The following is a 19,734-nucleotide window of genomic DNA, read 5'->3' as shown; positions in this document are numbered from 1 at the left end:
CTCCATGAAAGTGATGATTTGTTATAGCACAGGGCGTGCGGCGAAAAAGCGGGAATGTGCATTGAGGTTGTAATTCTGCGGGACGCGTTCCAGACCAATGCAGACATTACAAAGGGACCTTTTTATCTCTGAAATCGCCTCGCAAAGAGAGAAAGTTGCAGGTGAGGGGCTTATGGGGTTTGTTGAACAAATTGTTTCCCTGCTACTTACTGGACTGACTAATGACAGCCAGATAAAGACGCTGTTTAATTATATTTTGCAAACTGGCGATGCACCTCGATTCAGTGAGTTTATTCGTGGGGTCGCTGAACGTTCACCGCATTGCTCGTACCATGCTGGCAGACGGCATTGATATCAGCACAGTACAAAAAATTACCCGGCTATCCGCTGAAGATATGCAGGGCTTAAGCCATTAGATCTACCTGCAGTTATGTATACGTCAGCTTGGTCGTGCCGGATTTGCTGATTTACTCCATCGCCGTTTTCACCGCCTCGCCGAGCTTTTGCATGACTTCCCGATGCTTCTCGTTTGGCGGCAACGCGCAATTGATGCGTACGCAGTTGCGGTATTTACCGGATGCAGAGAATAGTGAGCCAGGCGCGACCTGGATTTTCAGGCGACAGAGCTGTTTGGCAACGCAGACCATATCGACCTGCTGTGGTAATTCCACCCACAGCATAAAGCCGCCTTTTGGTCGGGTGACGCAGATCCCGCAGGGGAAATATTCCCGTACCCAGCAGGTATAGATCTCCATATTGCGCTGGTAGATCTGACGCATACGGCGAACATGACGATGATAATGCCCATCACGCACGAAGGTGGCGGCCGCCAGCTGCGTAGCAGGAACGTTAGTGCCGATGACAGCATATTTCATATGCAGAAATTTATCGTGATAACGACCGGGAATAACCCAACCAACGCGCAATCCCGGCGCCACGGATTTGGTAAATGAGCTGCACAGTAGCACCCGACCGTCGCTGTCCCAGGAATGGATTGTGCGTGGACGTGGATATTCTGTGGCAAGCTCTCCGTACACATCATCTTCAAAAATAACAATATCGTGCTGCTGGGCGAGGGCGAGCACAGCGCGTTTACGCGCATCCGGCATAATAAAGCCGAGCGGGTTGTTGCAGTTAGGAACCAGGATCACCCCTTTAATCGGCCACTGATCCAGCGCCAGTTCCAGCGCTTCAATGCTGATCCCGGCATCCGGATCGGTCGGGATCTCAATAACTTTGATCCCTAATCCGCGTAGCAGCTGCATGGTGCCGTAATAGGCGGGAGATTCAACGGCGACAATATCGCCAGGCTGGCAGACCGTTAGCAGCACCAGCGACATTCCGCTCTGGCTGCCATTAGTAATCACAATATCATCCGCAGTGACGACCGAACCGCCGTCCAGCATGAGCCGGGCAATCTGTTGACGCAATTCCCGACAGCCAGGTAATTCATCGTAACCCAGCACCGCCTTGAGATTATGCTGCGCCACACGGCTTAGCTCGCGCCACAGTGGCTTCAGGCTGGGTTGGTTGATATCGGGCACGCCACTGCTAAAAGGGATTATCGATTTATCCGCATGACCTGCCAGCATGTCCAGCACCTGATCCCACTGGGTTATCTCGACCGGACGCTGTACCGGGCGCGACATTGGCGGCACCGGCGGTTGTGCTTTTTGTGGCGCGACAAAATAACCGGAACGCGGCTGCGGCGTGATCAGCTGTAGTTGTTCCAGCGTCTGATATGCCTGCTGAACGGTGCTGATACTGACCCCATGTTCCTGACTCAAGCTACGCACCGAAGGCAATTTTTCGCCATGGCGATACAGCCCCTGCTCAATGCGTTCGGCCAGCAGATTGGCCAGATGTTGGTAACGCGTCATGCTGTATCCCTCATGGGTGCCATACAGATTAAAAAACCAGTACAGATTGGCGTGAAAAAAGCGATGCAGAACTCTTTTTAACTAATCTGTATGTTAAATAAAAGTACTTTGTGAGTCTGTATTGTTCAGACCCAAATTCGTGAATATAAAGCCTCTGGCAAGGTGGGAGGCAAGGTATGGAATTTCATGAGAATAGAGCAAAGCAGCCGTTTATTGGGTTTGTACTGATCTGGCGGGCATACAAAGCATGGCGGCTACGGGCGCAAACGCGGCGTCTGTTGCACCAGATGAGCGATGAGCGCCTACGTGACGTCGGGCTGCGACGCGATCAGGTGGAGTAATTATTTTCTATCGACCAAGGCCGGGTGTTAGCGCATCCGGCCTCTTTTATATTCACGGCGTTTATCAATTGATGCTTATTGATAGTCTGTTTCTTGATGCTTACCATGATAAGTATTATTTTCTTCATCAGCGATGAGGGAAAAGATATATGACTGAAGATGAACTGTTTGCCCGCCGTCCGATGGGGATGCGCATGGCGATGGTGGTGCGCCAGTGGCGGGCCATTATTGATGCTGCCATCACCGATACTGGCCTGACGCAATCAAGCTGGACGGTATTGATGCAGCTGTATCAACTGGGAGACAACGTCTCGGTCAGTGAACTGGCGGAGGTGCAGGGCATTGAACTGCCGCCGCTGATGCGCACCCTCACACTACTGGAAAAGCAGGGCTACCTGCTGCGTTCCACATCGCCTCATGACAAACGCATCCGACTGTTAACGCTGACCGCGCAAGGCCGCTCAAGGCTTGAAGAACTTAACCGGGTGATTGAGACATACCAACATCGCGTCACCTGTACCATTCCTGAAGCGGAGCTTGCCGCCTTTAGCACGACGTTAAATCAACTCGCCTGCAATTTGCGGACAATCCGCGAAGAAGACAATCAACACTAAAAAACTATGATGACCCCAGAACAAAAATTTGCCCGTTGGGTAAGGGTGAGTATTGCCGCTTTCCTGGTAATATTCGCTTGGTTTATCGTTGCTGATATCTGGATCCCGCTGACGCCGGACTCCACGGTGATGCGCGTGGTAACGCCTGTTTCTTCACGCGTATCCGGCTACGTCTCGCAGGTGCATGTACATAACAATAGCCAGGTGAAAAAGGGCGATTTGCTGTACGAGCTGGATCCGACGCCGTTTATCAATAAGGTCGAAGCGGCGCAAATCGCCCTTGAGCAGGCGAAGCTGAGCAACCAACAGCTGGATGCGCAGATCGCCTCCGCGCGCGCTAATCTGCGCACCGCGCAATTCAACGCCCGCAACGATAAGACTACCTTTGACCGCTATCAACGCCTGAGTGCCATGCAGAATGTGTCGCAATCCGATCTCGATAAGGTGCGCACCGCTTGGCAGACCAGCGAACAGTCGGTGGCGGCGCTCAACGCCAGTATTCAGAACCTGCTGATCCAGCGCGGCGAGCGCGATGACAAGCGCAACGTGACGCTGCAAAAATACCGTAACGCGCTGGAAGAGGCGCAACTGAACCTCAGCTGGAGCAAAGTGTATGCCCAGACCGACGGTATAGTGAGTAACCTCCAGCTTAGCCCCGGACTTTACGCCACCGCCGCCACGCCGCTACTGGCGCTGGTCAGCCATCAGACCGATATCGTGGCCGACTTTCGCGAGAAAAGCCTGCGCCACACTCGCGTGGATACCGATGCCGCCGTGGTGTTCGACGCCATGCCGGGCAAGGTTTTCTCTGCCCGCGTCACCAGCAGTGATGCCGGTATTCTGGCGGGCCAGGAGCAGGTTAACGGCCAGCTGTCGCAGCCGGAACAGTCCACCCGCTGGGTGCGCGATGCCCAGCGTATGCGTATTCACGTAGCGCTGAACGAACCGCTCGACACGCCGTTACCGACCGGGGCGCGCGCCACGGTACAGCTGTATAACAGCGAGGGGATGTTCGCTCGCACTTTTGCCGGGGCGCAGATCCACCTCGTTAGCTGGCTGCATTATGTCTATTAACACGCTGGCCCACGTCTTTACGCCGCACGGGAATATCGTCTACACCGCCAATGACTTTCGCCAGACCCTGCGGATTTCCGTCGCCGGGACAATCGCGCTGAGTATCTCGACCTTCTACAACGTGCAGTACGGCGTATTTTTTGTGGTTTATCCGCTGATGCTGCTGTCGCTGGTGCCGGTATTCAACCGCCATGTGGCAAAACAGTTTGTGTTCAGCGCGGCGGTGAACTGCGTTGAAATGGTGCTAATCGTCGGCTATCTCTCACAATGGCCGCTAATTATGACGCTGGTGGTGTTCGGCCTGTATGTGATGCGTTTTCGTTTTATGAGCAAAGGGCCACTGTTTCTGCTCGGTTCGATGGGCGTGGTATGCCAGAGCACGATGCTCAACTTTATGAGCTACCCGACCACCAACTGGCATACGCTGATGTTTTCCAATATGGAAGCCTGCGTCATGGCGGTGGCGCTGAGCGCGCTGCTGCATTATCTGATCCCGGACGTGGAACCCCGCCAGCCGCCGCTGCGCATTGAAAAAGATGCCGCCCGGGTTCGTCACGAGTCGCTGCTTTCCGGTACGGTGGCGACGATGATTTTTGTGGTCTTCCAGATCTGCGATTTGAGTGATTCGCTGTCAGCGCTGATGGCAGGCATTTTGATTCTGTTTCCTATGCACTATCGCGGGGTGGTGATTAGCTCGATCTGGCGTGTGGTCGGCGTGGTGCTGGCCTGTCTGTATATTCTGCTGGTGCAGCTGCTTATCTATGATTTCAGCAACCATATGGTGCTGATGATGCCGCTGATTGGCCTTGGGCTGGCATTCAGCGCCCGCCTGCACGTAATGGAAAAAGTCGGCGCAGGCGTGGGGTTTGCCAGTATCACCACCATCGGCATTATGTTTGGCCAGAACCTGCACCCGGATCAGGACCTGGTATTCAGCGATCTGTACCGTATCACCTCCGTCACCGTCGCGCTGGTGGCAACGCTGACAATGGTCTTCCTGGTGCACCGGGTGTTGAACTGCTTTGCCGCGACACGGTTTGTGATTACTGAGTGAGTTGGGGGGAAGTGCCGGATTGCGGCGTAAACGCCTTATCTAGCCTACGGAAAAGTGCCATCTGTAGGCCCGGTAAGCGCAGCGCCACCGGGCATCAGGGCGGTTATTTCTGCCTGCGCGGCTTCGCCGAAATCACGTTGATAAACTCCTGCACCTGCTGTTGCTTACGTGCGGACAGCTTGCACACCCGACGCAGAGACTGCAATAACGCGGGTTCTTCCGGCTCCGGCAGCTTTGCCGTTAATACAATGCAGCCGGGCATCACTCTGACATCGAATGGGGTGCCGGTGGTAAAACCGGCGGCTTCCAGCCACTGGCCTTTCATAATAATTGCCGGAACATGCGTGTAATCCGGATAACGACTCGCATAAGTCACGGTGCCCTGACGATTATTTGCCGGGGAGACTTCTGGATCGCACGGATCTGCAATAGAATGGACGGTAGTCATGATGGCTATTCCTGATTAATAGTGATTGTGATGAGCGATATGGCCGTGTTCCCGCACGGCCATATCGCGCTAAATACCTGTACATAACATCAGTAAATAAAAGAAAAGTCCAGCTGAAAATAGACTGTAATGGGAATGTTCAGGAAGGAACTGGATATATTTTTGATGGTTATGATTGCGGGGGAATAATAAAAAGCGCACCGGGAAGGTGCGCTTGAAAATAAAGGTCAGGCTTTTTTACGCGAGGTTTTTTTACCGCCGCTGGCGGCGCGTTCGGCCTTAATTTTTTCCAGCAGGGCGGCGGCGCTGTTTTCACCGCTGATAAGTTCAGGGTTTTCCGCACGCCACTGGGCGGTCAGCTCGCCGCGGAAGGCCTTCGCCAGGATCGACTGGGTGAGGTTGTTGACGCGGGTCAGGGCGTTGTTGACCTGCTTTTCAATGGTGTCGGCCCAGGCAAAGAGTTGTTCGACGCGGCGGACGATTTCGTGTTGTTCTGGGAGTGGGGGAAGTGGTATTTCCAGAGAGGCCAGTTCTTTGCTATTTATGTTATTCACCCCAGAAGTTGAACGTGCAATATTCTCAATTACTTGTCGTAATTGGGGACTTTGCAGGCAATAAGAAATATACTTGGGTGCAGCCCTTTCTTTATCCAGTCTTACTCGGATGAGATATCCTGCATATAAATATTCTGTATCATTTTCCGAAATTACTGCGACCTTGCCGACCAAATCGACACTACCATTGGATCGGATTAAAAGTAAATCCCCCTCTTTCAACGTTAGAGTTACTAATTCCTTCTGATCAAAATCGGCATATTTGAGGTCGCTGTTAATTATATAACCAGGTCCGATGTTAGGGATTCGCAATACGGCTGTACTTCCCTGTGTTTCAGAACACTTTTTAGATGTTCCATATTTTATATTTTTAGCAATATTCCCGAGAGTTGTTAAAGTGTTTTCATCAATATTGGTATTTACTGATTTCCCATTTACTACTGCAGCTAACGCCGCCTGACGAAAACGTTTCAGGATTTGTGGGATTTGCTCAAGACGTGCTTTGGTGCTGTCTACCTGTGCCAGCAGCGTATCGAGTTTTTCGGCGATGATTTTTTGTTCGGAAAAAGGAGCAAAATGAACCGGGATCTTCCGCATATTTGCTTGCGTAAGTTTTAAGCGAGTTCCTCCATTGACGTAGTCGTGATAGTCAAATTGATTGAGGAAATAACATAGAAATTTGTTATGACTTAATCCTTGAATAGCTTTCAAGACATGGGCATGGTTATTTACCCATGTTTTTCCATAAAGCATGTATGCTTTATTTTTTTGTCCATCAAAAAATGGAACACCATCCTCGCCTAGCGCAATGAGCTCTTCATCAAAAATAAAATCATCAATTTTACCGACTTCACCTGTAGCGCCATAATAAGGGTATAGTTTATTAAAATCTTTTCCCTCAATACGCTCTTGTCTCTCTTTATTGTTAACCGGAATACGCATAGAATCCAATATTTCAACAATATCCTCTAGCTGGGCCTTTACCCACCCCTCCGGCAATTTCCCCCCACTCATGCCTTCACCCCACCAAACGCTTCTTCCAGCAACTGACGCTGCGCATCCGCTTCATCCCCTGCACCCAGCTCGCGCATCAGCGCATCCAGCTCGCCCAGCGCCTGCACCAGTTCGCCCATCGCTTCTGCGGCGAGCACGTCCGGCTCCGGCAGACTGTCGGCGTCGATGCTGTCTTTATCCTTCAGCCAGGATATATCCAGCGAATCAGATTTTGCCGTGCGGATCCACTCGCGGCTGAACTTGCGCCAGCGGCTGGTGGCCTGGTGCTGATCGGTATTTTTATTCTCTTCGCTGTCGGCGACTTCGCTCTCTTCGGCGTTAAAGCTCCACTCGCCTTCTTCACGCGGACTTAAGCCGTGCGGATCTTCGCCGTAGACGGTTTCAAACGGCTGCAGATGCTGCTCGGTAAACGGCGTGCGCTTGCCGAAGCTCGGCATATTGGTCCGCAGGTCATACACCCACACGTCATCGGTGCAGTTTTTATCCTGATGCGGATTGGCGACCGTGCCTTTGGTAAAGAACAGCACGTTGGTTTTGACGCCCTGGGCGTAAAAGATGCCGGTCGGCAGACGCAGGATGGTGTGCAGATGGCATTTGTCCATCAGGTCGCGACGAATATCGGTGCCCTTACCGCCTTCAAACAGCACGTTATCCGGCACCACCACCGCCGCGCGGCCGCCGGGGTGCAGGGTTTCAATAATATGCTGCATAAAGCACAGCTGTTTGTTGCTGGTCGGGTGCACGAAGGTGCGGGTGATGTTGGTGCCCGCGGCGCTGCCAAACGGTGGGTTGGTGGCGACGATATCGGCCTGCGGTAAATTCTCGCCGTCGCTGCCAAGCGTGTTGCCCAGACGGATGGCTCCGCCGTGGTCGAGGTTGCCTTCAATATCGTGCAGCAGGCAGTTCATCAGCGCCAGACGACGGGTGCCGGGCACCAGTTCGAGGCCGATAAACGCTCGGTGGATCTGGAAATCCTGAGCGTCGCCATCAAGGTCATCCAGATCGTTAGTCTGCGACTTCACGTAGCGGTCGGCTTCAATCAAAAAGCCTGCGGTCCCGGCGGCCGGGTCTTGTACCACTTCACGCGGCTGCGGCTTCAGCAGATGAATAATGGTTTTGATCAGCGGACGTGGGGTGAAGTACTGGCCCGCGCCGGATTTGGTTTCATTGGCGTTCTTCTGCAGCAGCCCTTCGTACATATCGCCGAAGTCATCGCGGGACTTACCGTGAGCGCCGTTGTACCAGTCCAGTGAGTCCATACTGCTCACCAGCTCGGTCAGTTGCTTTGGTTGGGTGATGGTGGTGTTGACGTTCTGGAACACCGCCTGCACCAGCTTTTTCTCGTCCGCGCCCAGATGCACCAGCAGGTTGCGGTAAAACTGCAACTGCTCCTGGCCAATGCGCGATTTCAGGTCATCCCAGCGGTAGCCTTCCGGCAGGTAGTCCGCTTCCTGGCCGGTCTCTTTGCACATTTTCAAAAACAGCAGCGAGGCGAGTTCATTGACGTAGTTTTGATAGGAGACGCCGCCGTCGCGCAGGTTGTCGCACAGTTTCCACAGTTTGGCGACCAGATCGTTATTGTTCATTGAAGATCCCATTTGACATGGCGACCACCATTGTGGGTCGCAAAAGTGATTGAGCATTTCAGATGCCTGATGGCGCTTCGCTTATCAGGCCTACAGGGTTACGTGTAGACCGGATAAGGCATCGCCGCCATCCGGCGAAAACGGGGATGATACCCTCTTAAGCCAGTTCGTCCCAGATGTAATCGCTGAACTTATCCAGCACGTTGTCGAGGTTGTCATCAAAGGTGCGCTGTAACATTGGCTTACCGCCGCGACGGTGGAAATTGCCGGTTTTGAACACGTCGTCGTCGAGCACCACTTTCTCTTTTAGCGCCTGCGCTAAACGGTCGAGCCAGCTTAGCTGTTCGTCGCTCCAGTCGTTCTCGCCTTTAATACGCGCCAGCGCGTGGTCGACACGCTCGTCGAACGGTTTGAGCGCATCGCCCACCGCCGCGCGGCGGATGTGGCCGATCAGGCGGGCGGCAATATCTTCGTTGCGCGTCGCTTTCCACGCGCTGCGCAGGGACGACTCTTCAAAATGCTGGCGGTCAAACCACTCCTGCAATTCCACCAGCCCTTTACGGGTGAGGTCGCGCGGGCGATTGATCACAGCCTGCAGCGCGGGCTGGGCGTTAGGGGCATGCTGCACCAGCGCATCGAACGCTTCGAGGAAATCCTGCGGCGTGTTGTAATCGCCGTACAGCGATTTGACGCTCACCACCTCATCGTCAATATCGAGGAAGATCGGCGCATCACGCAGGGCGTTGATATCGGTTTTCAGCCTTTCGAGGCGGGCGATAAAACCCGGAAGCTTATTGAAAATCTCGGCGCTCCAGTGCGGCCCTTTTTCCCGCAGGCGCGAGGCCAGACCGCCGAAGTTAACGCCCGCGGCATCCAGGCACAGTTCGTTCAGACGGCGAACCTGCTTATCCACCGCTTCGCTACGGTCGCGGTTAAAGGTGGCGAGGCCGATAATCCGCTGCAGCTTGGCGACTAACTGCTCATGACTGTGTTCGGCGAAGCTTCGGCCATCCGCTTCAATGGTTTTGTAGGTTTCTGAGTCGGTAATTTCATTGACCAGCGTTTGCAACTCAACCTGCGGACGCACAACCACCGGGCGCATGGTATCGACGCTTTCCAGCGAGCTGTAGATATCCACGCAGTCGAAAATCTTAAAGCTGGTTTTTCCTACTGACGGGCACAGACGTGTGGCGCGCCCCTTCATCTGCTCGTAGAGAATGCGGCTTTTGACTTTGCGCAGGAACACAATATTACAGATAGACGGAATATCCACGCCGGTGGTCAGCAGGTCGACGGTGACCACAATATTGGGCAGCCGCTCTTTGTTGAAACGGACGATCATGCTTTGCACTTTCTTCGCGTCTTTATCGGCATCACCAGTGATCTTGATGATCGCGTCGTGTTCCAACTGCGGGTACTTTTTCTTAAACGCGGTGCGCAGCTCGTCCACCACCATGTCGGCATGGGCGTTGGTGACGCAGAACACCAGCGTTTTTTGTTGCCCGGTGGGATCCAGGTATTTGGTAAGCTCGCCGCATACCGCGCGGTTAAACGCCGGGATCACCAGGCCACGGTTAAAATCGGCGACCTCAAAATCCTGATCGTCGGCCAGCGTGTCGTTGATCAGCTCGCCCTGCGGGTTCAGACGTTCCACCTGTTCACCCTCGGAAAGATAGACCCCATCCTGCGCGTTGCGGGTGACGATCTGAATGGGCGGATCCTGGTCGATCAGGTAACCGTCGATCACCGCCGTACGGTAGGTGTAGCGGTAAACCGGCTCGCCGAAAATATCCACCGTGTGCAGGGCTGGCGTGGCGGTCAGGGCAATTTTTACCGCGTCGAAATGATCGAGAATACGACGATAGGCGGAAACGTAATCTAGCTGGCTGCGGAACTGCAGCTCGCCTTCGGTCTGCTCTTTATCGAGAATGTAGCCGCGGTGCGCTTCATCGACCACGATACAGTCGTAGCGGCCAACCGGCATCGGTTCATCGGATTGCAGCGTGCGTTTGACCAGCGACTGCACCGTGGCGACGTGGATTTTGGTGCTGTCTTCCGGGAATTTGTCGGTCAAGCCTTTGATATCAAAAATGCTGTTAAAGGTGTCGCCGTTAATGCGCGTGTCTTCAAACGCCCCCAGCGCCTGCTCGCCGAGCGAGCGACGATCAACCAGGAACAAGACGCGTTTGAAACGCTGCGACTGGATCAGGCGGAACATCAGGGCGATGGCGGTACGGGTTTTACCGGTACCGGTCGCCATTGCCAGCAGGATGTGTTGCTGACCGTTTACGATAGCCTGTTCCACCGCGCGGACGGCATCTTCCTGGTAATAGCGCAGGCCCAGCTCGCTCATTCCGGGGTTTTCAGCAAACCACTGGTTTTGTCTCTGCGGATCGCTGCCCAGCATAGCCAGCAGCTCTTCCGGGCGATGCCATTCCGGCAGCGCTTTCGACATATTGGTGGTGTGGCGGACATCGCGATACCAGATACCGCTTTTGGTCTTCATCGCCGCGCGGTATTCGCGCCCGTTGGTGGAGTAGCAGAAGGGGATTTTAAAGCGCTGCTGACCGCTGGTGTCCTGCCAGCTGATTTCATATTCCGGCACGGCTTCATGTACGTCGTCGGGAGCGTAGTGCTCCAGCAGCGTGTCGCGTAAGAAGGCGTTATCGAAGTATTTGCTGTAGCGGTAAGACTCGTTGAGCTTGCTGAAGACATCGGTATTTTTGCGTTTCGCTTCAACGACCGCGATGGGCTTCAGGCCAACGAACAGCACGTAATCGGCAAAGCCTGTTTTACCCGTTTCATCTGTGCCCGTCGGCCATTCGGCAATCGCTTTATTAACACCGGGTTCCGGGCGAGCGCCTTTGGCAAATCGCAGCGTTTTGCTATCGGCCTGCCAGCCCGCTTTGCGCAACTGGGCGTCAATCAGGAAGCGACTCTCTTCTTCGCTGAGATTCAGCGTGCGCTTAATAGCCTGATCGGTGATCTCTTTGTGATAGGCCTTACGTTCCTGTTCGGTTTGCTTCGCCAGTTCGGCATCTTTTGCCGCAAGCTGAGCCTCCAGCGCAGCCAGACGTGCTTTGGTCTGGGCTTCGGTTTCCTGCTGTTTGCCCTCAAGGATGGCAATGTAGCCGTTGAGCGCAACCAGTCTTTGCTGCTGAGCTTCCAGCTCGGCCTGGCTTTGCACTTTCTCTTGCGCCTGACGTTCCAGCTGTTGTTTCAGCGTCAGCACTTCCTGGTGATAAAGATTCTCACCATGTTCTGGCAGAACAAACATCGGTACCGGGAAATCGTAATCTTTGGTCACCAGTCGGTAGTACCAGACGCTGAGGCGGAACCCGAGCCGCAGGCACATCTGGGCATCGTCCAGATCGTTATGAAATTCGTGGACGGCCAGGTTACCGATACGGCGCAGCTTATGGAAAACAGAAAGGATGCTGTCATCAATAAACGCAATCTTGCCCAGTTCGCGCAGCAGGTCATGTTGGTTTTCGCAGGCGGGTATATCCAGCAACTGGCCGAGATGTTTCGCGGTGGCTTCGCCAAACATGCGCATTTTTATCAGAGTGGTATTAGGATCGTCCGGATAGTTGTTTTCCGCCGCGCAGGCGATGGCGTAAATGAAGTCGTTGACGCCTTTGAGAAAGTCGAAGTTAGATTTGTTCATTTTTATCTATCCGGTTCCTGAGCGGGGGATGAATCTATTACCCCAAATCATAATGGGAGCTATCAGGCTTCATGGTAGCCTTCATGTTCCGTTCAATCAATGAACGATAAGAGAGTAACCGATTCTTTCTTAATGTGTTATTGAGGAATATAGTTCCTGAGAAGGTTATCTGATTTGTATCAATACAGGGATGGATTTATGGCTGTTCCAACATATGACAAATTTATTGAACCAGTGTTGCGTTTCCTGGCAACTCGACCCGAGGGCGCTTTGGTCAGAGAGGTGCGTGAAGCCGCAGCCGAAATGCTTGGGCTAGATGAGCAGCAGCGTGCTGAAACGATTACCAGTGGGCAATTGACGTACCAGAACCGCACCGGCTGGGCGCACGATCGCCTCAAACGTGCCGGGTTATCGCAGAGTCTATCCCGGGGGAAATGGTGTTTAACACCCGCGGGAATGAGCTGGGTTGCCTCGCATCCGCAGTCGATGACCGAGCAAGAAGTGAGTCATTTTGCTTTTGATTTTAACGGTGTGAAGCTCAGTAAGCAGGCGGATGCGGTGGCGTTAGATCCACAGCCAGAATCGATTGAGGAGGGTGAGCTTGCCCGAAGCAGCCCGGACGATCGCCTGGAGCAAGCGCTCAATGAGATTCGTGAATCTGTTGCCGAAGAACTGCTGGAGAATCTGCTTCAGGTTTCGCCCGCGCGTTTTGAAGTGATTGTGTTAGATGTGCTGCACCGTCTGGGATATGGCGGTCATCGCGGTGATTTGCAGCGCGTCGGGGGAACCGGCGATGGCGGCATTGACGGTATTATCTCTCTCGATAAGCTTGGGCTGGAAAAAGTCTACGTTCAGGCCAAACGCTGGAAATGTACCGTTGGGAGCGCTGAAGTCAGAGGCTTTTATGGTGCATTGCCTGAGCAAAAAGTGAAACGTGGTGTCTTTATTACCACCTCTGGCTTTACGGCGCATGCCAGAGACTATGCTAACAAAGTCGAAGGTCTGGTGCTGGTGGATGGCGACAGGCTGGTGCATCTGATGATTGATAATGATATTGGCGTATCCTCACGTTTACTCAAGTTGCCAAAGCTCGATATGGATTACTTTGAGTAGTGGTAACACTGGAACCTGATTGCGGGTAATGGTGATGGAGCACGTTGTGGGTATCCGTGTTTCTTCTGGCCCAGAAATCAAGTGACTTTTGTGGCTGCGTATCATCGCTAAACCCATGCCGGATGGCGGCTTCGCCTTATCCGGCCTACTCTCCTGGTCAATTTTCCTTTATCTCGAATACGCAAATTGTGAAGCTATTTCCAACAATCCAGGTATAATCGTAAGATGATTGTATATACTTTTTTGTATATACAATTAGGGATGAAATACATGCCAATGGAGTTTGAATGGGATGCAAACAAGGCACAAAGTAACCACCGTAAACATGGCGTTTGCTTTGAGGACGCGGTATTGGTTTTTGATGATCCCCGGCATTTGTCCAGACAGGATCGTTATGAGAACGGTGAGTATCGGTGGCAGACCATAGGGATGATGTATGGTGTGGTGGTCATTCTGGTTGCCCATAGCGTTAGGTTTGAAAGTGGCGTTGAAGTCATTCGTATCATCAGTGCCAGAAAGGCAGACAGTAAAGAGAGGAATCGTTATGAGCATGGTTAAACATAAACGCGGCAGCGTATCCGCGCTGAGTGCTCAGCATGAGGCTGAACTGAAGGCGCTGGCGAATAAACCGGATGATGATATTGATTATAGTGACATTCCCGTGACCGAAGATGAGCAGTGGTCAGAGGCTAATCGCGGTAAGTTTTTCCGTCCGTTGAAAACGCAGGCATCGGTGCGTATTGATGCTGACGTAATGGAATGGTTGAAACGCCCTGGAAAGGGTTACCAGACACGGCTGAATGCTATTTTGCGCGAGGCTATGCTGAGAGAGCAAAACAAGAAATAACCTTATACTGGGGTAGTGAGTGCCGGATGGCGGCTACGCCTTATCCGGCCTACAAGGCGCGGGATTTCCAGGCCCGGCCACATCGCGCCGCCGGGCAAATAAGCAGAGGATTACTTCTTCAATCCCGCAAACGCAGCTCTGATCTCATCTTCCGGCAGGTTAATACCGATAAACACCAGCAGGCTGTGCGGCGTTTCGTCACCCCACGGGCGGTCCCAGTCGGCGCTGTACAGGCGCTGGACGCCCTGGAACAGCAGGCGGTTTGGCTCGCCGTCAATCCACAGCATGCCTTTGTAGCGCAGCAGTTTCTCGGCGGATTCAAGCAGCAGATTTTCCATTACCCGCGACACGTCGCTGATGTTCACCGGGTAATCCAGTTCAACGACGATCGAGGAAATATCGTTTTGCTTGTCGGCGATAAAGTGGAAGCGCGGTTTGGCGCTGACCACGTTCTCTTCCAGCATAAAACCGTTGGTATCGAACAGCAGCGAAAGGTCGATGTCGCCATGCGTGACGGTGTAAATCGGCGCACGGGCGTTAATGCGCGCCAGGCGTTCACGTAGTTTCTCGCTTTCACCTGCAACGTCGGTTTTGGTCAGCAGGATGCGGTCAGCATAGCCTACCTGCGACTGGGCGATGGTGAACTGGTTCATCTGCTCGTCGGCATGCACCGCGTCAACCAGCGCAATTACGCCGTCCAGCAGATAGCGTTCGCAAATCACTTCATGGGAGAAAAAGGTCTGGATAATCGGGCCGGGGTCGGCCATGCCGGTGCACTCGATCACCAGACGGTCAAAACTGATGGTGCCTTTGTCGAGGTTGTCGAGCAGATCTAACAGCGCATCTTCCAGCTCACTGGAGCGGGTACAGCAAATGCAGCCGTTGGTCAGGGTTTTGATCTGCGTGGCGCGGTCGCCAATAAGCTGATCGTCCACCGAGACTTCACCGAATTCGTTTTCGATAACGGCAATCTTGTAACCGTGCTGCTCGTTGAGAATATGGCGTAGCAGGGTGGTTTTACCTGCGCCAAGAAAACCGGTGAGTAGGGTAACTGCAATCGGGGTCATTCACTTCTCCTTCTAACAGCAACTGCTTCCGCCGCTACCGTAGCGGGCTTCCTGGCGCTCGCGGAAGAATTCTTCGTAGGTCATGTACGGCTTATCGGGATGGTTGGTCTTCATGTGCTCGACGTAGTTGTCGTAGTCCGGAATGCCAATCAGCATCTTCGCTGCCTGACCGAGATATTTTTTAGCTTGCCCTAAAGTACCAAACATAAACAATCCTGATAAGCGAAAAGCCCCGCCGGAGCGGGGCTGAATACATCTTAGTGGTGTGAAGAGGTCTTCACGCCGCCTTCCGGCACCGGTACATACGGCGTCTCTTTATCAGAGCGACCGTTGATGGCGCGGGCTTTCTGCCAGGTACGGAACCCGTAGAAAATGATGCTGTACACCACCACCAGGAACAGAATACTCAGACCTGCGTTGGTGTAGTTGTTGATGACGATATGGTTCATGTTGGCAATCTGCTGAGCGGTCAGTTCGCCGCCGTTAGCAATCTTCTCTTTGTACTGATTCGCCATAAAGAAGAAGCCTTCCATCTGCGGGTTGGTGCTGAACAGTTTCAGACCCAGCGCCCAGGTGGTGCAGATAAGCAGCCATACTGCCGGAACCACGGTAACCCAGATGTATTTGGTGCGCTGCATTTTAACCAGCACCACAGTGCCGAGAACCAGCGCCACGGCAGCCAGCATCTGGTTAGAGATACCAAACAGCGGCCACAGGCTCTTCACGCCGCCCAGCGGGTCAACAACGCCTTGATACAGCAGGTAACCCCACAGGCCTACGCAGCCCGCAGTACCGATGATGCCCGCCACCAGTGAGTCGGTTTTCTTCAGGAACGGGACGAAGTTACCCAGTAAATCCTGCAGCATAAAGCGGCCAGAACGGGTACCTGCATCCAGTGCGGTCAGGATGAACAGCGCTTCAAACAGAATACCGAAGTGATACCAGAAGCCCATATCCGCCATCGGCAGCACTTTGTGGAACACGTGAGCGATACCCACGGCCAGCGTCGGTGCGCCACCTGCGCGGTTCAGAACGGACGGTTCACCGATGTCTTTCGCGGTCTGCAGGATCTGCTCAGGCGAAATCACGAAGCCCCAGGAGCTGACGGTCGCTGCCGCATGTGCGGTAACATCTTTCAGCTGCGCCATAATCAGCGGTGCGTTTTCGCCGCTCATTTCATGCAGGTTCGGCATGGTGATGCCAAGGCCCGCAGGCGGGGTGTTCATCGCGAAGTACAGACCCGGTTCGATGATAGACGCAGCAACCAGCGCCATAATCGCCACGAAGGATTCCATCAGCATCGCGCCGTAACCGATAAAGCGCGCATCGGTTTCACAAGCCAGCAGCTTCGGCGTGGTACCGGAAGCAATCAACGCGTGGAAGCCAGATACCGCACCACAGGCGATGGTAATAAACAGGAACGGGAACAGAGCGCCTTTCCACAGCGGGCCAGTACCATCAACGTACTGCGTCATCGCCGGCATTTTCAGTTCCGGATTGAGGATAACAATCCCCACCGCCAGACCGACGATAACGCCGATTTTCAGGAAGGTCGCCAGATAGTCGCGCGGGGCGAGGATCAGCCATACCGGCAGCAGCGCAGAGATAAACGCGTAACCAATCAGGGTAAAGGTAATGGTGGTGTCTTTAAAGGTCAGCGCCGGACCCCAGTACGGGTCGTGCGCAATCACGCCGCCGAAGTAGATGGAAGCCACCAGCAGCACAATACCAATTACCGACACTTCACCCACACGTCCTGGGCGCAGGAATCGCATGTAGATCCCCATGAATAGCGCAATCGGTACGGTTGAGCAGACGGTGAACACACCCCATGGGCTTTCCGCCAGCGCTTTCACCACGATCAGCGCCAGTACCGCCAGGATGATGATCATGATTAAGAAGCAGCCGAACAGAGCAATGGTTCCCGGGATTGGGCCCATCTCTTCTTTGATCATCTCGCCGAGAGATGCGCCGTTACGGCGGGAAGAGATAAACAGCACCATGAAGTCCTGTACCGCACCGGCCAGTACCACGCCTGCCAGCAGCCATAACGTTCCGGGCAGGTAGCCCATCTGCGCGGCCAGTACCGGTCCAACCAGCGGACCTGCACCTGCGATAGCGGCAAAGTGGTGGCCAAACAATACGTTACGGTTAGTCGGAACGTAGTTCAGACCATCATTGTTGATGACCGCCGGCGTGGCGCGCGTCGGGTCAAGTTTCATCACTTTCTGGGCGATGTACAGACTGTAGTAACGATAGGCCACCAGATAAACAGAAACTGAGGCGACCACGATCCACAGGGCACTAATGTGCTCACCCCGACGTAATGCCACTACCGAGAGGCAGAATGCACCGATGATTCCGAGAATCACCCAGGGTATGTGCTTGAATATCTTTTTCGTATCCATAGTAAAGCCTGGTATCTAATTAATAATTGGCCGAAGCCGCGTGGGTTTGATCTTGTGTTTGAGGAGGTAAATTGACTGCTATGTTGGAGGGATCTTGCCAGAGAATTACGCGCGTAAAGTAAAGTAAATAAGTGAGCGGTTGTATGTCAGCTTAAGCGGTCTCAAGTGTCAGTGAGCGGTTCACAGTACCGATGAGTGAAGGTAATTATGTGATTGAGATCACTAATAATCCCATTGAGATCCTTAACGGGCTGCGTGGATCGACGAATCTTCGATGATGAGATCGATTCAGTTAGCACGAATTCCATAAAGTTTTCCCTTTCCAGGCCGAAAATTCTGACATCTGTCTAGCGGAAAGAGAAAACATGTTAAAACGAATGAAGATTGTTACCAGCTTACTGCTGGTATTGGCGCTATTTGGCCTTTTACAGCTCGCCTCAGGCGGCTTGTTTTTTAACTCACTGAAGAATGACAAAGAGAACTTTACCGTTCTGCAAACCATTCGCCAGCAGCAGTCTGCGCTGAACGCTACCTGGGTTGAACTGCTGCAAACGCGTAATACCCTGAACCGGGCGGGTATTCGCTACATGATGGATCAGAGCAATATCGGCAGCGGCGCGACCGTTGCAGAACTGATGCAGGTGGCGAGTAATGCCCTGAAGCTGACCGAAAAAAACTGGGCGATTTACGAGTCGCTCCCGCGCGATCCGCGTCAAAGCGAAGCCGCGTTCCAGGAGATCAACCGCACCTATGACATCTATCACGGTGCGCTGGCGGAGCTGATCCAGTTACTGGGTGAAGGCAAGATCAACGCGTTTTTCGATCAACCGACGCAGAGCTATCAGGACGGTTTTGAGAAGCAGTACATGAGTTACATGCAGCAGAACGATCGCCTGTATGACATCGCGGTTGAGGACAATAACGCTTCCTATAGCCAGGCAATGTGGGTGCTGGCATGTGTACTGATTACCGTGCTGGCCGCTATCGTTGCGGTTTGGTTTGGTATCAAACTGACGCTGATCTCTCCGATGAACCGCCTGATTGAAAGCATTCGTCATATCGCCAGCGGTGATTTGGTGAAGCGTATTGAGGTGGAAGGATCCAACGAGATTGGACAGCTGGCGGAAAGCCTGCGCCACATGCAGGGTGAACTGATGAACACCGTGGGTGACGTGCGTAACGGTGCCAACGCGATTTACAGCGGCGCCAGCGAGATTGCGATGGGCAACAACGATCTCTCCTCGCGTACCGAGCAGCAGGCGGCTTCTCTGGAAGAAACGGCGGCCAGCATGGAACAGCTGACGGCGACCGTGAAGCAGAACGCCGAAAACGCGCGTCAGGCCAGCCATCTGGCGCTGAGCGCTTCGGAAACCGCGCAGAAAGGCGGTAAAGTGGTTGATAACGTGGTGCAAACCATGCGCGACATCGCTTCCAGTTCGCAGAAAATCGCCGATATTATTAGCGTTATCGACGGGATTGCCTTCCAGACCAACATTCTGGCGCTCAACGCCGCAGTAGAAGCCGCGCGTGCGGGCGAGCAGGGGCGTGGTTTTGCGGTGGTTGCGGGTGAGGTTCGTAACCTGGCCCAGCGAAGTGCGCAGGCCGCGCGCGAGATCAAGAGCCTGATTGAAGACTCGGTCAGCCGTGTGGATGTGGGTTCAACGCTGGTGGAAAGCGCCGGTGAAACCATGGATGAGATCGTCAATGCGGTAACCCGCGTGACCGATATCATGGGTGAAATTGCCTCCGCCTCTGATGAGCAGAGCCGCGGCATCGACCAGGTGGGCCTGGCCGTTGCAGAGATGGATCGCGTGACGCAGCAGAATGCCTCGCTGGTGGAAGAATCCGCCGCTGCCGCCGCGGCACTGGAAGAGCAGGCCAGCCGCCTGACCCAGGCCGTTGCCGTGTTCCGTATTCAGCATGACCAACAGCGCGCGCGCGACGTTGCCGCCGCAAAACCGGTTTCAACGGTCCAGCCGCGTAAAGCTGCGGTAACCGATGCCGGGGATAACTGGGAAACGTTCTAAATGATTGCGCCCTCAATTTGAGGGCGCTTTTTATGAGATG

16 protein-coding genes and 1 pseudogene are annotated in these 19,734 nt (G+C 53.7%); 9 read left to right on the top strand and 8 right to left on the bottom strand.

The annotated features are described in order from the left end of the window. Window positions 1-169: 169 nt before the first annotated feature. Window positions 170-416: pseudogene (locus FDX04_RS20850) on the top strand (ISNCY family transposase); the annotation flags it as partial. Window positions 417-467: 51 nt separating this feature from the next. Here FDX04_RS20850 and FDX04_RS20845 read toward each other — a convergent pair. Then, window positions 468-1,880, bottom strand: coding sequence for a PLP-dependent aminotransferase family protein (locus tag FDX04_RS20845; RefSeq protein WP_137371422.1), 1,413 nt, complete (start codon window positions 1,878-1,880; stop codon window positions 468-470). 176 nt (window positions 1,881-2,056) lie between these two features. Between FDX04_RS20845 and FDX04_RS20840 the strand changes: the two genes are divergently transcribed. The 4 genes from FDX04_RS20840 to FDX04_RS20825 all read left to right on the top strand — a co-directional run bounded on the left by FDX04_RS20840 (window position 2,057) and on the right by FDX04_RS20825 (window position 4,963). Then, window positions 2,057-2,221, top strand: a complete 165-nt coding sequence (locus FDX04_RS20840) for a DUF1127 domain-containing protein (protein ID WP_064507040.1) — start codon at window positions 2,057-2,059, stop codon at window positions 2,219-2,221. A gap of 149 nt (window positions 2,222-2,370) precedes the next feature. Continuing rightward, entirely contained in the window at window positions 2,371-2,835 is a 465-nt protein-coding gene (locus FDX04_RS20835; RefSeq protein ID WP_137371421.1) for a MarR family winged helix-turn-helix transcriptional regulator, read from the top strand. 6 nt (window positions 2,836-2,841) lie between these two features. Beyond that, entirely contained in the window at window positions 2,842-3,909 is a 1,068-nt protein-coding gene (locus FDX04_RS20830; protein WP_079225565.1) for an HlyD family secretion protein, read from the top strand. Further along, a complete protein-coding gene (locus tag FDX04_RS20825; protein WP_137371420.1) occupies window positions 3,899-4,963 on the top strand; it encodes a DUF2955 domain-containing protein in 1,065 nt (354 codons plus the stop codon). Before FDX04_RS20830 ends, FDX04_RS20825 begins: the two co-directional genes overlap by 11 nt. A 103-nt stretch (window positions 4,964-5,066) precedes the next feature. On the opposite strand, the gene symE is transcribed toward FDX04_RS20825, so the two are convergent. The 4 genes from symE to hsdR all read right to left on the bottom strand — a co-directional run bounded on the left by symE (window position 5,067) and on the right by hsdR (window position 12,232). Beyond that, window positions 5,067-5,411, bottom strand: coding sequence for an endoribonuclease SymE (symE, locus tag FDX04_RS20820; RefSeq protein WP_137371419.1), 345 nt, complete (start codon window positions 5,409-5,411; stop codon window positions 5,067-5,069). Window positions 5,412-5,638: 227 nt separating this feature from the next. Next, entirely contained in the window at window positions 5,639-6,979 is a 1,341-nt protein-coding gene (locus FDX04_RS20815; protein WP_137361747.1) for a restriction endonuclease subunit S, read from the bottom strand. After that, entirely contained in the window at window positions 6,976-8,565 is a 1,590-nt protein-coding gene (hsdM, locus tag FDX04_RS20810; RefSeq protein WP_137361748.1) for a type I restriction-modification system methyltransferase, read from the bottom strand. Before hsdM ends, FDX04_RS20815 begins: the two co-directional genes overlap by 4 nt. Window positions 8,566-8,722: 157 nt before the next feature. Continuing rightward, window positions 8,723-12,232, bottom strand: a complete 3,510-nt coding sequence (gene hsdR, locus FDX04_RS20805; protein ID WP_137361749.1) for a type I restriction-modification system endonuclease — start codon at window positions 12,230-12,232, stop codon at window positions 8,723-8,725. A 198-nt stretch (window positions 12,233-12,430) separates the two neighbouring features. Here hsdR and FDX04_RS20800 point away from each other — a divergent pair, with 198 nt between their 5' ends. The 3 genes from FDX04_RS20800 (at window position 12,431) to FDX04_RS20790 (ending at window position 14,192) form a co-directional block, all read left to right on the top strand. Beyond that, window positions 12,431-13,345: a restriction endonuclease gene (locus tag FDX04_RS20800; protein WP_137361750.1), complete on the top strand. Its 915-nt coding sequence runs from the start codon at window positions 12,431-12,433 to the stop codon at window positions 13,343-13,345. 270 nt (window positions 13,346-13,615) lie between these two features. Further along, window positions 13,616-13,903 (top strand): BrnT family toxin, encoded by a 288-nt coding sequence (locus FDX04_RS20795; RefSeq protein WP_137361751.1) that lies wholly within the window; start codon window positions 13,616-13,618, stop codon window positions 13,901-13,903. Beyond that, window positions 13,890-14,192 carry a BrnA antitoxin family protein gene (locus FDX04_RS20790; RefSeq protein WP_128612219.1) on the top strand — a complete coding sequence of 101 codons (303 nt, stop codon included), beginning with the start codon at window positions 13,890-13,892 and terminating at the stop codon, window positions 14,190-14,192. The genes FDX04_RS20795 and FDX04_RS20790 overlap by 14 nt, the downstream gene beginning before the upstream one ends. A 110-nt stretch (window positions 14,193-14,302) precedes the next feature. Here the strand turns inward: FDX04_RS20790 and yjiA are convergent, their stop codons facing one another. From yjiA to btsT, 3 genes are read right to left on the bottom strand one after another with little or no spacing between them, the layout of a single operon-like run. Further along, window positions 14,303-15,259 carry a GTPase gene (gene yjiA / locus FDX04_RS20785; protein ID WP_137371418.1) on the bottom strand — a complete coding sequence of 319 codons (957 nt, stop codon included), beginning with the start codon at window positions 15,257-15,259 and terminating at the stop codon, window positions 14,303-14,305. Window positions 15,260-15,271: 12 nt separating this feature from the next. Beyond that, window positions 15,272-15,466, bottom strand: coding sequence for a YbdD/YjiX family protein (locus tag FDX04_RS20780; RefSeq protein ID WP_003830038.1), 195 nt, complete (start codon window positions 15,464-15,466; stop codon window positions 15,272-15,274). A gap of 50 nt (window positions 15,467-15,516) precedes the next feature. After that, complete coding sequence (gene btsT / locus FDX04_RS20775) at window positions 15,517-17,667, bottom strand: pyruvate/proton symporter BtsT (RefSeq protein ID WP_137361753.1); 2,151 nt, start codon at window positions 17,665-17,667, stop codon at window positions 15,517-15,519. Between the two features lie 365 nt (window positions 17,668-18,032). Between btsT and tsr the strand changes: the two genes are divergently transcribed. Next, window positions 18,033-19,694, top strand: a complete 1,662-nt coding sequence (gene tsr / locus FDX04_RS20770; protein WP_042312566.1) for a methyl-accepting chemotaxis protein — start codon at window positions 18,033-18,035, stop codon at window positions 19,692-19,694. The last annotated feature ends 40 nt before the right edge of the window (window positions 19,695-19,734 follow it).

It is taken from the genome of Citrobacter sp. wls615 (genome assembly GCF_005281355.1).
Classification (GTDB): domain Bacteria; phylum Pseudomonadota; class Gammaproteobacteria; order Enterobacterales; family Enterobacteriaceae; genus Citrobacter; species Citrobacter werkmanii.
Note: the sequence above shows the minus strand (reverse complement) of the source record. Positions and strands in the feature narration are given on the sequence as shown.

Excerpts from the sequence above, each read along its gene's own strand:
- FDX04_RS20845 (WP_137371422.1), bottom strand. The coding sequence starts at position 1,880 with ATGACGCGTTACCAACATCTGGCCAATCTGCTGGCCGAACGCATTGAG.
- FDX04_RS20840 (WP_064507040.1), top strand. The coding sequence starts at position 2,057 with ATGGAATTTCATGAGAATAGAGCAAAGCAGCCGTTTATTGGGTTTGTA.
- FDX04_RS20835 (WP_137371421.1), top strand. The coding sequence starts at position 2,371 with ATGACTGAAGATGAACTGTTTGCCCGCCGTCCGATGGGGATGCGCATG.
- FDX04_RS20830 (WP_079225565.1), top strand. The coding sequence starts at position 2,842 with ATGATGACCCCAGAACAAAAATTTGCCCGTTGGGTAAGGGTGAGTATT.
- FDX04_RS20825 (WP_137371420.1), top strand. The coding sequence starts at position 3,899 with ATGTCTATTAACACGCTGGCCCACGTCTTTACGCCGCACGGGAATATC.
- symE (WP_137371419.1), bottom strand. The coding sequence starts at position 5,411 with ATGACTACCGTCCATTCTATTGCAGATCCGTGCGATCCAGAAGTCTCC.
- FDX04_RS20815 (WP_137361747.1), bottom strand. The coding sequence starts at position 6,979 with ATGAGTGGGGGGAAATTGCCGGAGGGGTGGGTAAAGGCCCAGCTAGAG.
- hsdM (WP_137361748.1), bottom strand. The coding sequence starts at position 8,565 with ATGAACAATAACGATCTGGTCGCCAAACTGTGGAAACTGTGCGACAAC.
- hsdR (WP_137361749.1), bottom strand. The coding sequence starts at position 12,232 with ATGAACAAATCTAACTTCGACTTTCTCAAAGGCGTCAACGACTTCATT.
- FDX04_RS20800 (WP_137361750.1), top strand. The coding sequence starts at position 12,431 with ATGGCTGTTCCAACATATGACAAATTTATTGAACCAGTGTTGCGTTTC.
- FDX04_RS20795 (WP_137361751.1), top strand. The coding sequence starts at position 13,616 with ATGCCAATGGAGTTTGAATGGGATGCAAACAAGGCACAAAGTAACCAC.
- FDX04_RS20790 (WP_128612219.1), top strand. The coding sequence starts at position 13,890 with ATGAGCATGGTTAAACATAAACGCGGCAGCGTATCCGCGCTGAGTGCT.
- yjiA (WP_137371418.1), bottom strand. The coding sequence starts at position 15,259 with ATGACCCCGATTGCAGTTACCCTACTCACCGGTTTTCTTGGCGCAGGT.
- FDX04_RS20780 (WP_003830038.1), bottom strand. The coding sequence starts at position 15,466 with ATGTTTGGTACTTTAGGGCAAGCTAAAAAATATCTCGGTCAGGCAGCG.
- btsT (WP_137361753.1), bottom strand. The coding sequence starts at position 17,667 with ATGGATACGAAAAAGATATTCAAGCACATACCCTGGGTGATTCTCGGA.
- tsr (WP_042312566.1), top strand. The coding sequence starts at position 18,033 with ATGTTAAAACGAATGAAGATTGTTACCAGCTTACTGCTGGTATTGGCG.